Source organism: Streptomyces sp. NRRL S-1813 (assembly GCF_000719605.1).
Taxonomy (GTDB): Bacteria; Actinomycetota; Actinomycetes; order Streptomycetales; family Streptomycetaceae; genus Streptomyces; species Streptomyces decoyicus.
In genome coordinates this window covers 25,903-40,813 of sequence record NZ_JOHB01000050.1, presented here as the reverse complement: position 1 = coordinate 40,813, position 14,911 = coordinate 25,903, and the positions used below count along the sequence as shown (strand labels likewise).

Sequence of the window (14,911 nt, the reverse complement as noted above, 5' to 3'; positions counted from 1 at the left end):
CCTCCCCCCGGGGCCCCCACCCCACCCCACCTCACTTCCGCCGGTCGTTGCTACGGTCCCTCGGCTCGGCTCGGCTCGGCTCGGCTCGGCTCGGCCCGTCCCGCGTCCTGCCTGTTCCTGTGCCTGTTGCCCTCCTCCCGCCCAGCTCGTAGTGGCTTTCATGCGGAGGTCACGGAGGTCACGGAGGTCACGGAGGCCGGAGGAGCCGGTTGAGGCCGTGTCGGCCGGGGAATGCCGCGACCGACGGGATTGTTGTGCCGCAGGCGACGCCGTACGGTCCGTGGTTGACGGACGCCCCCAGCGGCGACGGAGAGGAGCAGGCCGTGCCCGAGAGCAGCCCCGAGACGCATGTCATCGATTTCCGCGCCGCGGAGCAGCTGTTGGCGGCCCGTGACCCCCGCGGTGCGATCCGGCTGCTGGACTCGGTCATCACCGCGCACCCCGAGAACACCGCAGCCCGACTGCTGCGCGCCCGCGCCTTCTTTCTCGCTGCTCAACTACGGCCTGCGGAGCTGGAGTTCCAGATCGTGCTGGAGCGCGAGCCGGACAACGCCTTCGCGCACTTCGCACTCGGCCGCACCCTGGAGCGTGCCGGGCGCTCCGAGGAGGCACTGCGCCATTTCCGACTTGCAGCGGCCCTCGAACCGCGCCCGGAGTTCATCGAAGCGGCACGCTTCGCACCCGGCGCTGGCGGCGGCGATCGCGACCCCGGCAGCCCGGACCGCGATCCGGAGTAGCCGCGCCGACCGTGCCGGTCGGGTGCCGGCCTCTCTGCCGCCGGAGGCGATGCGCGCATTGTCGCCCTGCAGCATCTCCCGTCTCGCTATAGCTTCTACGGTCTGGTGTTCCGTCGCCGGCCGGTGCCTTTCCGTATGCCGAACGAGTCGTTCCGGCCGCGGTCCGGGGCGTAGGGCGGTATGTCCTTGCCCGGCTGGTAGTGCGGTCCCTGGCGGATATGGCGGATCACCATCGCCAGGTCCGTGGCCGCCACCATCGCCAGTGCGGCACACGCTGCCGCCCATTCCGGTCGCCCGGCATTGGCGAATGCCACGGCTCCTGCGATCGCCCACAGCAACCCCCACAGCGCCAGCCCGCGGCGGATTTTCAACGGGCTGCGAGCCTGAAGGGGCTCATTTCCCGTACGCATCGTCACCCATCTCCCACCTCCAGGATCCTCCCGATCGGCGCCCCAGTCACCTGTCCCTGACACCTCTTTTCGTGGTGGATGCCGTTCTTTTTGGTGCGTGCTCCAAGGGATTCCTCTCGGTGGAGGGCGGGTCGGGGTGCGGGTGGGGCAGTGGGACGCCGGCGGGGTGGCTGTTGATCCAGGACAGTCCGCCGATATCGAGCAGCGACCGGGCGCGGGTCACGGCGACATAGGCCAAGCGCGCCTCGTTGATGTCGATCGGGCCGGGCAGCGGGGCTCCGTCCTCCCCGGCCTCGTCAAGATCATCGGGCCCCGTGAAATCGTCCGCGATACGCACGCTCGCCCACTCCCGTCCCTTGGCCCGATGGACCGTGGACACCGTCACGTCGGCGGAGTCCTCGGGCGACAGCTGATCCAGGGCACGCAGTAACGCTTCCGTGCCGTGCTCGTCGACGACCTCCACCAGGGGCAGCAGATCCCGTCCGGCCGGATCGAACTCCGCGTACTCGCGCAGTTCGCCCCAGGTCTCGAAGAGCATCAGCTCGGGGTGGCCGGTGCGGCGCCCGGCCTCGAGGTCGTGTGCGGCGCGGGCGAGAGCGCTGAGTGCCTCGCCGCCGCCCGCGAGGGCTACCCGGCGGTCCGCCTCCAGCTGTCGTATCACCTCCACCATCGCTCCCACATTTGTCCGGCACAGGATCGCCTCCGGCGCGCGGACGGCACGTAACTCCGTGTGAAGAAGAGGCGAACCTGTGAGCCGGATGGGGGCACCGACGATCGTGAGCCAGCGATTGGCCTCGGTGGCAAGCGCAGGACCGAAGCGGAACGAGCGGGAGAGGCTGAGCTGTCTGCCGTCGAATCCGGTCATCACGTCGCGCGCGCCGCGCCAGCCGTAGATGGCCTGAGCGGAGTCTCCGACCAGCACCAGTTGGGCGTGGTCGCGTTGTGCGGTGAAGACCTGCTCGACCACGGGGTTGGTGTCCTGTGCCTCGTCCAGGAGCAGGAAGTCCGCCGGGATGACGGGCTCACGCAGTGCCCACATCTTGAGGTAGTGGTCGTGCTCGAAGCGGACGACGCCGCGGTCCGGATGCTGTAGGTCGGCCCAGGCCTTGCGCGCGTAGGGCAGGACCAGCTCGGTGAGTTGTGCGTGCAGTGGCTCGGATTCGGCGCCGCGCAGGGGCGGGACGTGGTGCGGCCCGATGTTTCTGTCCGCCGACTGGCAGAAGCGGGTGACCGTGCGCAGGACCGTGTACGAGAGTGCCTTGTGGGTGACCTTGCGGGCGCCGGCCCGCATGGTCATGTTCTCGTCGATGCCCAGAGCCGCGCCCGTGCGCCATCCCGCTTGCCGAGGGGCGTTCATCCGCGCCTGGTAGCGCCTGCCCACGGCGGTGTAGGCAAGGGCATGGGCGGTCCCGCAGGCCACCTCGGCGGGGAACGTCCGTGCGGCATGGCGCGCGACCGCTCTGTTGAAGGCGATATAGCGGCCTGACCGGCCCTGGCGCCGCGCGGTGCGGGCGAGCATCGCGAGGGCCGTCGTCTTGCCGGTCCCGGCGCCGGCCTGGATCACCAGATGCGAGCCGGTCGGAAATGCTTCCGCCGCGGCGGATTGTTCGGGTGTGGGGAGGTGCATGAGCGCTCCTCAGCGATGCTGATCGATTACTGAGAGTGATGACATCACTCACCGTAGCGGATTTCGGGCTGAGGGCAAGAGGGAAATGTGCGGCCTGTGGATAACTCCGGACGGTGCGCGGAAGGCCTGGTCAGGGCGCATTGTCAGTGCCGTCTGCTTCCATCGGTCTCGCGTGGCCGGGTGCCGCGCGGCGAAGTCGGGGTTGGCGGGTAGTGCGCCGCCTCCTGCGTCATGCGGTGGGAGGAGCGTGCGCGGGCCGAGGGAGGGTTCGGTCCACGCGTGCGCGTCCCGTAATGCGTCGCCCGGCGGCGGAGGGCGGTGCGGAGGCCGGGGGCGGAAGGCGTGGCGGATACGTCCGTAGACTCGCAGGTCGGGGGCGTAGGAAGCCGGGGTCAGGTCGGGCTCGGCGGCCGTTGCGGCCGGGGCGGAACGGCCGAGCCGTAACAATCAAGAATGAACGACCGAGAATTTACGACCGAGAATTCATGGCCAAGATCGACGACCGAGAAATGACGAGCTGGAAGTAAGGGATGGCATGACGAGGCGGTGGGAGGCGGCGGCAGGGGAGTCCCGGCCGTGGGGCGAGCCGCCCACGCCCACAACCGGGTCCGGTGGTGTGGGGAAAGATGGTGGAAGCGGCGCTGACATGGGGCGATGTGCCGCAATCTTCCTGCCCGCGCAGCCGCCGCGCGCCGGGAGGGTCGCCTTGTGGCGGCCCGATGGCGGCGCGCTCCCGGACGTCGAAACCGGGGGAAGGGACGATGCGGCGCCGAGCATCGACGGGGTGGCCGAGCAGGGGCAGCTGACGGTCGCCCGCCGTCATGGAAACGGCGCCCGCAGCCGTACGGTCCCCGCGCTGCTGCTCCCGCTGGCCGAGGCCGTCCCGCTGCTGGTCCGTGCCGGGCACGATCCGGCCGCCCACCCGGCCGCCGCCTGCTGGGGCGCGGCCACCCTGCATGCGCTGCATCTCGCCGCGCGCGGCAGACTGCTTCCCGGGCTGACCACCGAGGATACCGACGCCTGGCGCGCCGGCCCGCTCGACCCCGACGACATCGCGCACCTGCGGGCCATCGCCGCCGCCATGCCCGCCGACGCCCATGCGGTGCCGATCCCCGGCAGCCGCCCGCTCCAGGTGCACGACCCCGCGGCCCTGGTGCGGCTCTACGTGGATGCGGTCGCCGATACGCTGCCGCGCACGCCCGCCGCGGCGCTGGTGGCCGGTGCGCCGTTCGCCGCGAGCGCGCCGCAACACCTTCCCGGCGCCCGGGAATGGGCCGCCGAGGTCGCGGCCGGCGTCGACGCGGGAGTACGGCTCTCCCTGCGTCTCGATCTCGCTCCGCACAAGCTCTTCGACAGGGGTGAGGAGAGCGGGACCGGTGGTACCGAGGAGCGCAGTGCGGCGGCTGCGGTTCTCCAGGTGCACAGCCTCACCGACCCCACCCTGGTCGCCGACGCCCGCGGACTGTGGGAGGGCGAAGGCCCTGACCACTTCGGACTGCGCTCCCGTATCGACACCCTCCTCGCCCTGCGCCGCGCCGCCCGCGTCTGGGCGCCGCTCACCCGCCTCCTGGACCAGCCGGTCCCCGACGTACTGGCGCTCAGCGAGGACGAGTTGTACGAGCTGCTGGGGGAGGCGGCGCCACGCCTGGGCGCCGCGGGAGTGACCGTCCACTGGCCCAGGGAACTGACCCGAGGTCTGACCGCGGCGGCCGTGCTGCGCCCGGCGCCGGGCTCGGCAGCGGACGGCTTCGGCTTCTTCGACACCCGTGAACTGCTGGATTTCCGCTGGCAGGTGGCCATGGACGGGGTGCCGCTGAGCGAGGCGGAGATGGACGCCCTCGCCGAGGCGCACCGCCCCGTCGTCCGGCTGCGCGACCAGTGGGTTCTGGTCGACCCCGGGCTCGTCCGCAAGGCCAGGAAGCGCGAACTGGGCTACCTGGAGCCGGCCGATGCCCTCGCCGCGACGCTCAACGGCACCACGGAGGTGGACGGCGAGGAGGTCGAGGTGGTGCCCCTGGGGGCTCTCGCCGCGCTGCGCGGCCGTCTCACCGCTGAGGCGCGCCCCCTGCCCCAGCCGCCCGGACTGCGGGCCACCCTCCGTGACTACCAACTACGGGGCATGGCCTGGCTCGACACCATGGCCTCCCTGGGCCTCGGCGGCTGCCTCGCCGACGACATGGGCCTGGGCAAGACCATCACCGTCATCGCGCTGCATCTGCACCGACAGCCCGCGGAACCGGTGCTCGTGGTCTGCCCGGCGTCTCTCCTCGGCAACTGGCAGCGTGAGATCGAGCGCTTCGCCCCCGGCACGCCCGTACGCCGTTTCCACGGCGCCGGCCGCAGCCTCGACGGCCTGGAGGGCGGCTTCGTGCTGACGACCTACGGGACGATGCGCAGCAGCGCCGCCCAACTGGCCGGACGGTCCTGGGCCTGGATCGTCGCCGATGAGGCCCAGCACGTGAAGAACCCGCGCTCCTCGACGGCCAAGGCGCTGCGCAGCATCGAGGCCCCCGCCCGGATCGCTCTGACCGGCACGCCCGTGGAGAACAACCTCTCCGAGCTGTGGGCGCTCCTCGACTGGACGACCCCCGGGCTCCTCGGCTCCCTCAAAACGTTCCGTGCGCTGCACGCCCGTGAGGTCGAAGGCGGTGAGGACCCGCGGGCGGCCGAGCGGCTGGCCAGACTGGTGCGCCCGTTCATCCTGCGCCGGAAGAAGTCCGACCCCGGGATCGCCCCCGAACTCCCGCCCAAGACCGAGACGGACCACCCGGTGGCGCTCGGGCGCGAACAGGCCGCGCTGTATCAGGCCGTCGTCCGCGAGACCCTCTCCCGGATCGAGACCTCCGAGGGCATCGCGCGCCGCGGCCTGGTCATGAAGCTGCTCACCGCCCTCAAGCAGATCTGCAACCACCCCGCGCAGTACCTCAAGGAAGCCGCCCCCGGCCTCGCCGCCCGCTCCGGGAAGCTCGAACTCCTCGACGAACTCCTGGACACCATCCTCGCCGAGGGCGGCGCCACCTTGATCTTCACCCAGTACGTGGGCATGGCACGGCTGCTCGAAGGCCATCTGTCCCACCGGGGCATCCCGGTACAGCTCCTGCACGGTGGTACCCCCGTCGCCGAACGGGAGAGGATGGTCGACCGCTTCCAGTCGGGCCACGCCCCGGTCTTCCTGCTGTCCCTGAAGGCGGCGGGCACCGGCCTGAACCTGACCCGCGCGGGCCATGTGATCCACTACGACCGCTGGTGGAATCCGGCGGTGGAGGAGCAGGCCACCGACCGCGCGTACCGCATCGGCCAGACCCGGCCCGTCCAGGTCCACCGGCTGATCGCCGAGGGCACGGTCGAGGACAACATCGCCCAACTCCTCAGCGCCAAAAGGATGCTCGCCGACGCGGTGCTCTCCGGTGGCGAGACCGCGCTCACCGAGCTGTCCGATGCCGAACTGGCCGATCTCGTCTCCCTCAGGAGGCCCGGATGACCCCTCGCCCCACCTCCGGGCCCGCCGCCGCGGACCGGCTGGCCCGCGCGGACCGCTCGCGCACCTTCCCGCCCCTGCCGGCCCGGCCCGGTGCCCGCGGGTTGTTCGCCGAATCCTGGTGGGGCAGCGCCTGGCTGGACGCGCTGGAGACCACGGCCCTCGACAGTGCCCGGCTCGCCCGCGGCCGGACCTACGCCCGCGACGGCCATGTCGACACCATCAACGTCACCCCGGGCCGCATCGTCGCCACCGTACGCGGCAGCAGGCCCCGCCCCTACAGCGCGGAAATCCGCCTCAGGACCCTCACCGACCAGGAGTGGGACGGCCTCCTGGACTCCATCGCCGCGGACCCCGGCCGGCTCACCGCCCTGCTGGCCAAGAAGCTGCCCCAGGCCCTGGCCGAGGGCGAGGTGCGTCTCCTCCCAGGGGCGGGCGACCTCGTCCCCCGGTGTTCCTGCCCCGACCACGGCAGGCCCTGCAAACACGCTGCCGCCCTCTGCTTCCAGGTGGCCCGCCTCCTGGACGCGGACCCGTTCGTCCTGCTGCTGATGCGCGGCCGCGGCGAACGCGAACTCCTCGACGAGCTCTCCCGCCGCAACACCGTCCACACCGCCCGCGAAACCCACGCCCACACCCAAACCCACACGCATGTCCACGCGCACTCCCGCACCCCCGCGACCGCCCGGCCGCCCCGGCACCGCCGCGGCCCCGAGGCCGGGGGAGAGACCCGCGCCGCCGGTTCCGCGCCAAGCACCCCGGCGACGCCCGGCGTTGACCCCGGGGAGTCCGAGGCGCCGGGCGCCCCGCCGGTGGGCGGTGTGATGGCCAAGGCGGCGCTCGCCGACCGCCCCCGCCCGCCGCTCCCGCCCCCGCTGCCGGCGCCGGACCGGCCCGGCCGCCCGCCGGCCCTGCCGGACGGCGACACCCTCCCCTTCGACCCCGCCGCCCTCGAATTCCTGGCAGCCGACGCCGCGGCCCGCGCCCACGCCTGCGTCTCCGCCGCCGCATCCCCGGGCCACGGCGGCGGGCACCCGCCCGTCCACAGCCCGTTCCCCGCGCTGCCCCCGTGGGAGGACGCCATCCGCCTGGCCGCCACCGCCCACCCCACCGCCGGCCTGACCTCCGCCACCCGGGCCCTCTACCGCGACCTCGCCACGGCGACCGGCCGTACGACCACGGACGTGGCCCGCTCCGTCGCCGCCTGGCGGCAGGGCGGCCCCGAGGGCCTCGCCCTCCTCGACACCCCCTGGGACCCTCCGGCCGGCGACTTCGACCGGGCCCGCAGCGCCCTCCTCGCCGCGGACCTCCCGGCCCTGCGCCCGCGCCACAACCACCTCACCGACGCGGACCGCGGCATCCAGCTCCGCTTCGGCCACGACAAGCGCTGGTACCCGTACGAATCCGAGCCCGGCACCGAGGACTGGTGGCCCACCGGCCCCGCGGAGCCCGACCCCGTAGGCGCCCTCAGCACCCTGCTCGCGCGATGACTAACCTCAACGCCGTGGAAGGTCTCGACGCACTCACCCGGTCCCTCGCCCGGCGCACCCCCGAGCAGCTCGCCGCGCTCCTCACCCGTCATGCCGAGCCGCTCGCCCGCCGCCCCGCCCCCACTGAACTGCGCGGCCTGGCACAGGCGTTGTGGTCCTACGAAACCCTCCATCAACTGGTGCTGCATCTCGACCACCCCCAGATCCAGGTGCTCGCCGCCACCGCCCGCATCAGCCAGGAGCGCGCCGGGCGGGACGCCCCCGGCCCCGCCGCCCCCGCCCCGGGCGCCGGCTACCAGTCCCTGATGGCGCACCGGCTGTCCTTCGCGCATCTGGCCACCGAACCCGTCGAGCCCGAGGAGGTCTTCGCCGCGCTCGGAGCCACCTCGCCCGGACCCGCGCGCACCGCCGCGGAAACCGCGCTGCACCACCTCTGCGACGACGGCCTCGCCGCGCCGGCCGAGGACGGCACGGTCGTCGTACCGCCGCGCGCCCCGCAACTCCTGGCCGCCCACGACCTCGGCCCGTTCCTCGCGGACGCCCCCCGGCCCGCCCCGGACGACACCGCCACCCCCGCGACGCCCGCCGCCACCCCTCCCCCGACGACCTCGCCGCACGACGAATCGCGGGCCGCCGCGGCCACCCTCGCCGCCACCGTCGACCGCCTGCTGGCCGCCCTGGCGACGCAGCCCGCCGCGCTGCGCAAGTCGGGCGGGCTGGCCGTACGGGAGATCAAACGGCTGGCCAAGGCGGCCGGCGCCACCGAACCGCACACCCGCCTCCTCCTCGACCTCACGCTCGCCGCCGACCTGATCGCGCTGACCCGCAGCCCGTCCGGCATCACCGCGCTGCCCACCGGCGCCTACGACGACTGGCTCGGCCGCCCGCCCGGCGCCCGCCTCGCCCCCCTCCTGGCCGCCTGGTCAGGGCTGTGGGACATCCCCACCCACACCCCGTTCGGCGAGACCCCGACCGCCCTGGTCCGCGGACACGACCGGCACGCACCCGCCCTCCGGCACGCCCTCCTCGCCGCCCTGGACACCGTCCCCCTCGGCGCGGGAGCACCCCTCCCGCCGCTACCGTTCACGGAACCCCCGGAGCCGGCGGCGGGCATGCGCACCCCGTGGAAGGACCTCCTCCGGGCAGCGGACTGGCACCGCCCCCTCGCCGTCACCCACCAGCCGATGGCCGGGGAACGCGCCGCCCACACCCTCCACGAAGCCACCTACCTGGGGCTGGCCGCCCACGGCACCCTCACCCCCCTCGGCCGGGCGCTGCTCGCCGACCCGCGTTCCCTCGACGAGCCGCTCGCCGATCTGCTCCCGCCGTTCCTCGAACAGGCCCACTTCCAGGCCGATCTGACCGCCGTCGTGCCCGGCCGCCCCGCCGCCGCGCTCGACGCACTGCTCGCCTCCGCGGCCGACCGCGAATCCGAGGGCCACGCCGTGACCTGGCGCTTCACCCACCGCTCCGTACGCCGCGCGCTGGACGCCGGCCACAGCGCCGAGACCCTCCGGGAGGACCTCACCCGCGCCTCGGCGACCGGCACCCTGCCCCAGCCGCTCGGCTACCTCCTCCAGGACGCCGCCCGCTCCCACGGCCGGATGCGCGTCCTGCCCGCCGCCTGCTGCATCCGCTCCGACGACGAAGCCCTGGTCGAAGAGCTTGCCGCGCACCGTGCACTGCGCGACCTCGGGCTGCGTGCCATCGCCCCGACCGTCCTGGTCAGCGGCCGCCCGCCGGCCGCCACCCTGGACGCGCTGCGTGCCGCGGGCTACGCACCGGCCCTGGAATCCGACACCGGCACCGCCACCGTCGAACGCCTCCCCGCGCACCGCGCCAAGGCACCCGCCCCCACCCGCAACCCCCACGCGCCGCTGGCCCTCGCCCACCGCCTCCTGGGGCACCCGACGGAACAGGAGGCCGCTGCGGCAGGTGAGAGATGACCCGGTGGCCGACCGCACTGCGCACCGCACCACGGGCCGCAATGCGGGGGCGGGCTACTCGTACTCCGTGCCGCCCTTGCGCGTCAGATACGCGCCGCTCACCACCTTCGCGAGGGCCCGCCCGCCCAATTCCGCGCTGTAGCGGCCTTGGAGCGGACGGACGACCACCCCCTCCCGGAGGTGGACGGCACGTCCCGACAGGGTTTCGCGGCCCTCGGCCAGCTCCATCACCAGCCGCGCGTCGTACGGGCCGCTGTACAGCGTCGGCACCACCGGAAGCCTGCCGTCCAGCACCGTCGTCAGCTCCTGCTGATCCAGCCACCGCAGCTGTCCGCCGATGTCCACGGCGATATCGAACACCGCGTACGCCGGCTCGCCGCGCCGTAGCCGAGATCCTGGACGCCGTCGCCGTACCCCTCGCCGAACACGCCGACCCGCGACGCCCCCAGCTCCCCGGCGATCTTCGCCGCGACCCGCGGTACGTCATGGCCGCGCACCGCCCGCCAGTACAGGTTCTTCGGATCCTCGACCAGCGCGAGCCGCTGCGCACCGAGCCCCTTGGACGTCACCTGAACGTGCTCGTCCCGGACGTCGAGATCCCATTCCCCGTTCTGCACCAGCAGTCGGGCGCCGCCGACGCGGCTGCCCCGCCACCACTGTGCGCGAGGCCGGGCCGCCGGGCGACCGGTTTTCACCCGGGACGGGGGCCGGGCCGGCGGGCGGGACCTCAGTCGTCGGCCGGTTTCCGCCTGCCGGCCCCGCCGATGCGGCGCAGTGCCGTCGGGCCGAAGCCGAGCGGGCGCGGGAGACGCCTGGGGGCGGGTTCGGAGGCGGGGTGCGGCGGGGGCGAGGGGCGTCCCGGAACGGGCGGCGCGGCCGAGAGCGTGGCGGCAGGTGTCGCCGGGAGGGCGGCGGCACCGGTCGCTGCCGGGGGGCGCGGGCCGGCGGCCGACGATGTGCCGGTCGTGGCCGGCACAGGGGCCGGGGCCGGCTCCGGCGCGGCCGGTACGCCTGGTGCGCCACTTGCCGCCGGGCGGATCCGTGCCGTACCCCGGAGCAGGCCGAGCGCCGCGGAGAGCCGCGGGGCCGGGGCTTTCGGAGCGGCGGGCGTCACCACGTCGAGGTAGGCGCGGCTGACGACGGGCCGGCCCGCGGTGGGGGAGTGGAGCCCCGTGCCGGCGGCCAGCGACCACGGTTCCTGCACGAGGCGCCCGATGGTCTGCTGCACCTTGCGGGCGAGTGCCGGATCGTCCATCCCGTGCCGCCGCAGCGCCCCGCGCAGCGTGGCGGCACCATGGGCGGCGAGGGACAGGCCCTGTCCGCAGTCGGGGGCGAGGGAGGCGACGGCACCGCCGAGGACGACGAACCCCGTCGGCCAGGACGGCAGTTGCTCATAGCGCCGACGCCGGCTGGTCGTGCGGGACAGCCGTACCTCGCTCAGCGGCTCGGCGTCGGTGATGAGGTCGCCGATGACGGCGCTGCCCGTGCGACGGGCGAACGGCACGAACCGGCCCGCGTGTTCGGAGGGCCGGTCGTCCCCGGCGCCGGTGAGCGTGACCAGCCAGCGTCCGCCCTCGATCGGGACCAGTGTCGCCGTCTTCCCGGGAACCGGGCGCCGCGACGCGAAGGGGCCGGGAACCGGGCCGGTGAACGCCGAACGGGTGGTGAGCACCGGGACCTCCATGCCGACCGGGGCCCGGAAGATACGGGTCGCCGAGACGATCCCGGAGTCCGAGACGTCTTCGCGCGCGGTGGGCAGTCCCAGTGCGGTCAGCCGGTCCTGGGTGGCGGAGTGCCGCCCGGTGGCGTCGACGACGAGGTCGGCGTCCAGGCGGTAGGTGGCGCCGGTGGTGGTGTCGCGGACGCGTACCCCGGTGATGTGTTCCGCGGTGCCGGTCAGCTCGGCCGCTTCGGTGCCGTCGAGGACGCTCACCCCGGGGAGGGCCGGTACCTGCCGGCGGATGACCCGGTCGAGCAGATCGCGGGAGCAGGCGATCAGACACTCCCTGCGGGCCCGTCGCCCTGACCAGCCCTTCGAGGGGCGGCCGGTGAGCTCCGCCGGTTGCGGCACCCGGCGGGCGCCCTCGGCCAGCCAGCTGTCGACGCTCCCGGGCAGCAGGGCGTCGACCAGCCGGGCGCCGGCCGCCGTCAGCAGATGGGCGTGCCGCGCCTGCGGGAGGTCGGTGGGGAGGGCGGGGGTCCGCGGCAGCCGTTCCCGCTCCACGACGATGACGTCGGCGTGTTCGGACAGTGTCGCGGCGGCGAGCATGCCCGTGAAGCCGCCGCCGAGCACCACGGCGAGGTAGGGATGGGTGAACTGGAGCCCGTCGCTGCTCGTCGTGCTCGACCCGGTCATGGGCAGTCCCTCTCTCGGCGGCGGAGCACGGATCCCCGGCGGGCGCGGGACACGTCCAGAAAGGGCGGTGCCGCATACGGTCGGGAATGCCGGCGTGCGGCGGCGATGACGGCGCCGGTGGCGGCCGTGAGCGAAGCCGTCACCGAGGCCGTGAACGAAGCCCTGAACGAAGCCGTCAACGAGGACGGCAGGGACGCGGTAGCGGTCCGCAGCATGCGCAGAGGTGCCGGTGGAAGCGGTTGCGCGCGTTGTGGGTCCCGGCAGGCCGACGCGAACGCCGGCCTGCCGCCCCCCGATTTCCCCATCATGATTCCCCCTCAGGCCGTGCCCGCCCTGCCCTGCGCACCGCCACGTCCTCCTCCGCCACCCGCCCGTATCACCGGGTGGGGCGGGCGAGCGCAGCTGCCTCGCACAAAGCGCTCTGCCCCGGGGGACGCAGCCGTCGCATCTGGTCAACGGCGGACACATTTCGGGATCGTAGGCGGCGGCGATCACATCCGACAGCCGGGTTTGAGCGAGGGACGCATGGTAGCCACCCGGGCGATACCGCTGGGTAGATCTGCTGCAAAACGGCGTAAGCGGTGGAAAACGCTGCGGAGCTTTCTCGCGACGCGAGAAAGCAGCCCGGAACTTCTCGTGACGAGAGGGGCGGCGGGCTGTGAAGCGCCGCAGGGTTGGCGCGAAATAGCCGGGCAACCGCGGGCAGATGACCGACGTGCCTACCCTGTGCGGGCACCGCACCGGAGAACCTGAGGGAGAGTCGTGCGCGCGATTGTGATGCGAGAATTCGGCGGCCCGGACGTGCTGCGGCTCGAGGACGTCCCCGAGCCCGCGCCCCGCGGCGGCCACGCGCTGGTCGAGGTGGCCCTGGCCGGTATCAACTACGCGGACGTGCACGCACGGGGCGACTCCTACCTCGCGCCCGTCGAGCTGCCGTACGTACCCGGGAACGAGGTCGTGGGGACGGTGGACGGCGGACGGCGCGTCGTCGGGCTGTGCCGCGGCGGCGGATACGCGGAGCGGACGCTGCTGCACCGCCGCGTCACCTGGGACGTCCCCGACGCCGTCAGCGACGAACAGGCCGTCGCGCTCGCGCTCCAGGGCAACAGCGCCTGGCATCTGCTGTTCACCTCGCTGCGCCTCACCGCGGGAGAGACCGTCGTCGTGCCGGCCGCGGCGGGGGGCGTCGGTTCGCTGGCCGTCCAGCTCGCCGCGCACGCCGGAGCCAAGGTCATCGGCCTCGCGGGCTCCCCGGAAAAGCGCAAGCTGGCCGAGGAGTTCGGCGCCCACGCGGTGATCGACTCGACCGCCGGCGATCTGACCGAGCGCATCCTGGAGGCGGCCGGCGGCCCGGTCGAGGCGGCGCTGGAGATGACCGGTGGTGTCACCTTCGAGCAGACCCTCGCCGCCGTCGCGCCGCGCGGCCGGCTCGCCGTCTACGGGTTCGCCGGGGGCGAGCTGGCGAGCGTGCCGACCCGGACGCTGATGGAGCGGAGCATCACCGTCTCGGGCTTCTGGCTGCCGCAGCTCTACGCGGACCGTACGGCGCTGCCGACGTCGATGCGGGCGCTGTTCGACGCGGTCGCCGACGGCACCCTCAAGCCGCTGACCGGCGCGGTCCATCCGCTCGGCGAGGCGGCACGGGCGCACCACGATCTGGCCGCACGCACCCAGGCCGGGAAACTGGCCCTCGACGCCGCCCGATAATTCCGGTAGCCCGGGAAGCCGGACGGGCACCACGGCTGCGGGAGCACACCCCGCCGGCCGCCGGGAACCGCGGGCGGCGGGAGTGCCGGCTCGCAGCGCAACTGCCGTGCGCCTTCGGGCGCGGACCACTGCCAGGGGAGACAGCACATGGGCAACAGCACCGCAGCCACGGGAGCACCGGCCTCGGCCGCCGCGCCCGCCACCGGCGTGGCGTCGGGTGGCGCGGGTCCCAAGAAGGCGCGCCAGGCACCCAAGGGCGCGTCGTCCACGGGCTCCCGGGCGTCGGGATCCGGCCATGCCGAGCGGGTCTTTCTCGTCCAGACGGCCTTCGCCGAGCTGGGGGGATCCGCCCATGGGCCCGGTGAGATAGCCGAGTTCACCGGCCTGGACGACTCCGTCGTCTACCGCATTCTCCAGTCCGGCATCTACCAGCGGATCTTCGAGCGGGTGGACCGCGGCCTCTACCGGCTGCGGACCTCGGCCGCCCAGCTCGCCTTCACCGCGCTCGACCACCGCCTCGACGGCGCCACCTCGCAGACGGTGCTCCGCGAACTGCGAATGGCCACCGACGGCGGACTGGCGTTCCTCTACATGGTGGCGCCGTTCTCCGGCGCGCAACGGCAGTGCGTCGACATGGCCGTCGGCGACTCCGATCTCGCGGAGCTCGGAATGACGCCGCGCGATGTGCTGTCCGTGACGCGTTCGCTGCGCACCGGCGCCTCCGGGCGGACGATCCTCGCCTACCTGCCGGAGGTGCTCCAGCAGCGGGTGCTGGCCGAGCCCGTACCCGACCAGGCGGGACCCGGCGTCTACCGGGACAACGAGGCGCTGGTGGCGTCGCTCGCGGAGGTACGCGACCTCGGCCATGCGCTCGGCTACGAGGAGTGCATGGCCGGCTGGAACTCCTGCGCGGCACCGATCATGTGGGACGGCTCCATCATGGGAGCCGTGCTGCTTCTCCAGCTCAAGTCCGTGATGCCGGTGGCCCCCTACAGCGTCATCGAGGCGACGAAGGAGGCGGCGGCCGAACTCAGCCGCTACGGAGCCGCCCGGCCGTCCGCGGACCAGGCCTGAACCGCGGCGCCCGGCCGCCTGCCCGGCCCTGAACCGGCCCGCCTCTCCCGTGGGGCACAGGCGGCGGCACGGAGAGCTACCTGCAC

At 73.7% G+C, this 14,911-nt stretch carries 9 protein-coding genes and 1 pseudogene; 6 read left to right on the top strand and 4 right to left on the bottom strand.

The window, feature by feature from the left end; genetic code table 11:
• The first annotated feature begins 323 nt into the window (after nucleotides 1-323).
• Complete coding sequence (locus IF67_RS0136560; RefSeq protein ID WP_030993084.1) at nucleotides 324-737, top strand: tetratricopeptide repeat protein; 414 nt, start codon at nucleotides 324-326, stop codon at nucleotides 735-737.
• Between the two features lie 95 nt (nucleotides 738-832).
• Here the strand turns inward: IF67_RS0136560 and IF67_RS0136555 are convergent, their stop codons facing one another.
• A complete protein-coding gene (locus IF67_RS0136555; RefSeq protein ID WP_030993083.1) occupies nucleotides 833-1,147 on the bottom strand; it encodes a DUF6343 family protein in 315 nt (104 codons plus the stop codon).
• 46 nt (nucleotides 1,148-1,193) lie between these two features.
• On the bottom strand, nucleotides 1,194-2,774 hold the full coding sequence (locus tag IF67_RS0136550) for a UvrD-helicase domain-containing protein (RefSeq protein ID WP_051819017.1): 1,581 nt from the start codon (nucleotides 2,772-2,774) through the stop codon (nucleotides 1,194-1,196).
• Nucleotides 2,775-3,309: 535 nt separating this feature from the next.
• On the opposite strand from IF67_RS0136550, the gene IF67_RS0136545 reads away from it, so the two are divergent.
• The 3 genes from IF67_RS0136545 to IF67_RS45885 are packed head-to-tail and all read left to right on the top strand — an operon-like array spanning nucleotide 3,310 to nucleotide 9,688.
• The gene (locus IF67_RS0136545; RefSeq protein ID WP_030993081.1) at nucleotides 3,310-6,255 is read left to right on the top strand and encodes an SNF2-related protein; all 2,946 of its coding nucleotides are present in this window, start codon (nucleotides 3,310-3,312) and stop codon (nucleotides 6,253-6,255) included.
• A complete protein-coding gene (locus tag IF67_RS0136540; protein WP_030993080.1) occupies nucleotides 6,252-7,742 on the top strand; it encodes an SWIM zinc finger family protein in 1,491 nt (496 codons plus the stop codon). The genes IF67_RS0136545 and IF67_RS0136540 overlap by 4 nt, the downstream gene beginning before the upstream one ends.
• Entirely contained in the window at nucleotides 7,739-9,688 is a 1,950-nt protein-coding gene (locus IF67_RS45885) for a helicase-associated domain-containing protein (protein ID WP_030993079.1), read from the top strand. Before IF67_RS0136540 ends, IF67_RS45885 begins: the two co-directional genes overlap by 4 nt.
• Nucleotides 9,689-9,742: 54 nt before the next feature.
• Here IF67_RS45885 and IF67_RS42530 read toward each other — a convergent pair.
• Nucleotides 9,743-10,272, bottom strand: a pseudogene (locus IF67_RS42530) (RNA ligase family protein); the annotation flags it as partial.
• Nucleotides 10,273-10,415: 143 nt separating this feature from the next.
• Complete coding sequence (locus IF67_RS0136525; protein WP_030993078.1) at nucleotides 10,416-12,044, bottom strand: FAD-dependent oxidoreductase; 1,629 nt, start codon at nucleotides 12,042-12,044, stop codon at nucleotides 10,416-10,418.
• Nucleotides 12,045-12,806: 762 nt separating this feature from the next.
• Here IF67_RS0136525 and IF67_RS0136520 point away from each other — a divergent pair.
• Together IF67_RS0136520 and IF67_RS0136515 are read left to right on the top strand one after the other, a co-directional pair.
• Nucleotides 12,807-13,751, top strand: a complete 945-nt coding sequence (locus IF67_RS0136520) for a quinone oxidoreductase family protein (RefSeq protein ID WP_030993077.1) — start codon at nucleotides 12,807-12,809, stop codon at nucleotides 13,749-13,751.
• A 147-nt stretch (nucleotides 13,752-13,898) separates the two neighbouring features.
• Nucleotides 13,899-14,825: an IclR family transcriptional regulator domain-containing protein gene (locus IF67_RS0136515; protein ID WP_030993076.1), complete on the top strand. Its 927-nt coding sequence runs from the start codon at nucleotides 13,899-13,901 to the stop codon at nucleotides 14,823-14,825.
• Nucleotides 14,826-14,911 lie beyond the last annotated feature (86 nt).

Excerpts from the sequence above, each read along its gene's own strand:
- IF67_RS0136555 (WP_030993083.1), bottom strand. The coding sequence starts at position 1,147 with ATGCGTACGGGAAATGAGCCCCTTCAGGCTCGCAGCCCGTTGAAAATC.
- IF67_RS0136550 (WP_051819017.1), bottom strand. The coding sequence starts at position 2,774 with ATGCACCTCCCCACACCCGAACAATCCGCCGCGGCGGAAGCATTTCCG.
- IF67_RS0136515 (WP_030993076.1), top strand. The coding sequence starts at position 13,899 with ATGGGCAACAGCACCGCAGCCACGGGAGCACCGGCCTCGGCCGCCGCG.
- IF67_RS45885 (WP_030993079.1), top strand. The coding sequence starts at position 7,739 with ATGACTAACCTCAACGCCGTGGAAGGTCTCGACGCACTCACCCGGTCC.
- IF67_RS0136525 (WP_030993078.1), bottom strand. The coding sequence starts at position 12,044 with ATGACCGGGTCGAGCACGACGAGCAGCGACGGGCTCCAGTTCACCCAT.
- IF67_RS0136545 (WP_030993081.1), top strand. The coding sequence starts at position 3,310 with ATGACGAGGCGGTGGGAGGCGGCGGCAGGGGAGTCCCGGCCGTGGGGC.
- IF67_RS0136540 (WP_030993080.1), top strand. The coding sequence starts at position 6,252 with ATGACCCCTCGCCCCACCTCCGGGCCCGCCGCCGCGGACCGGCTGGCC.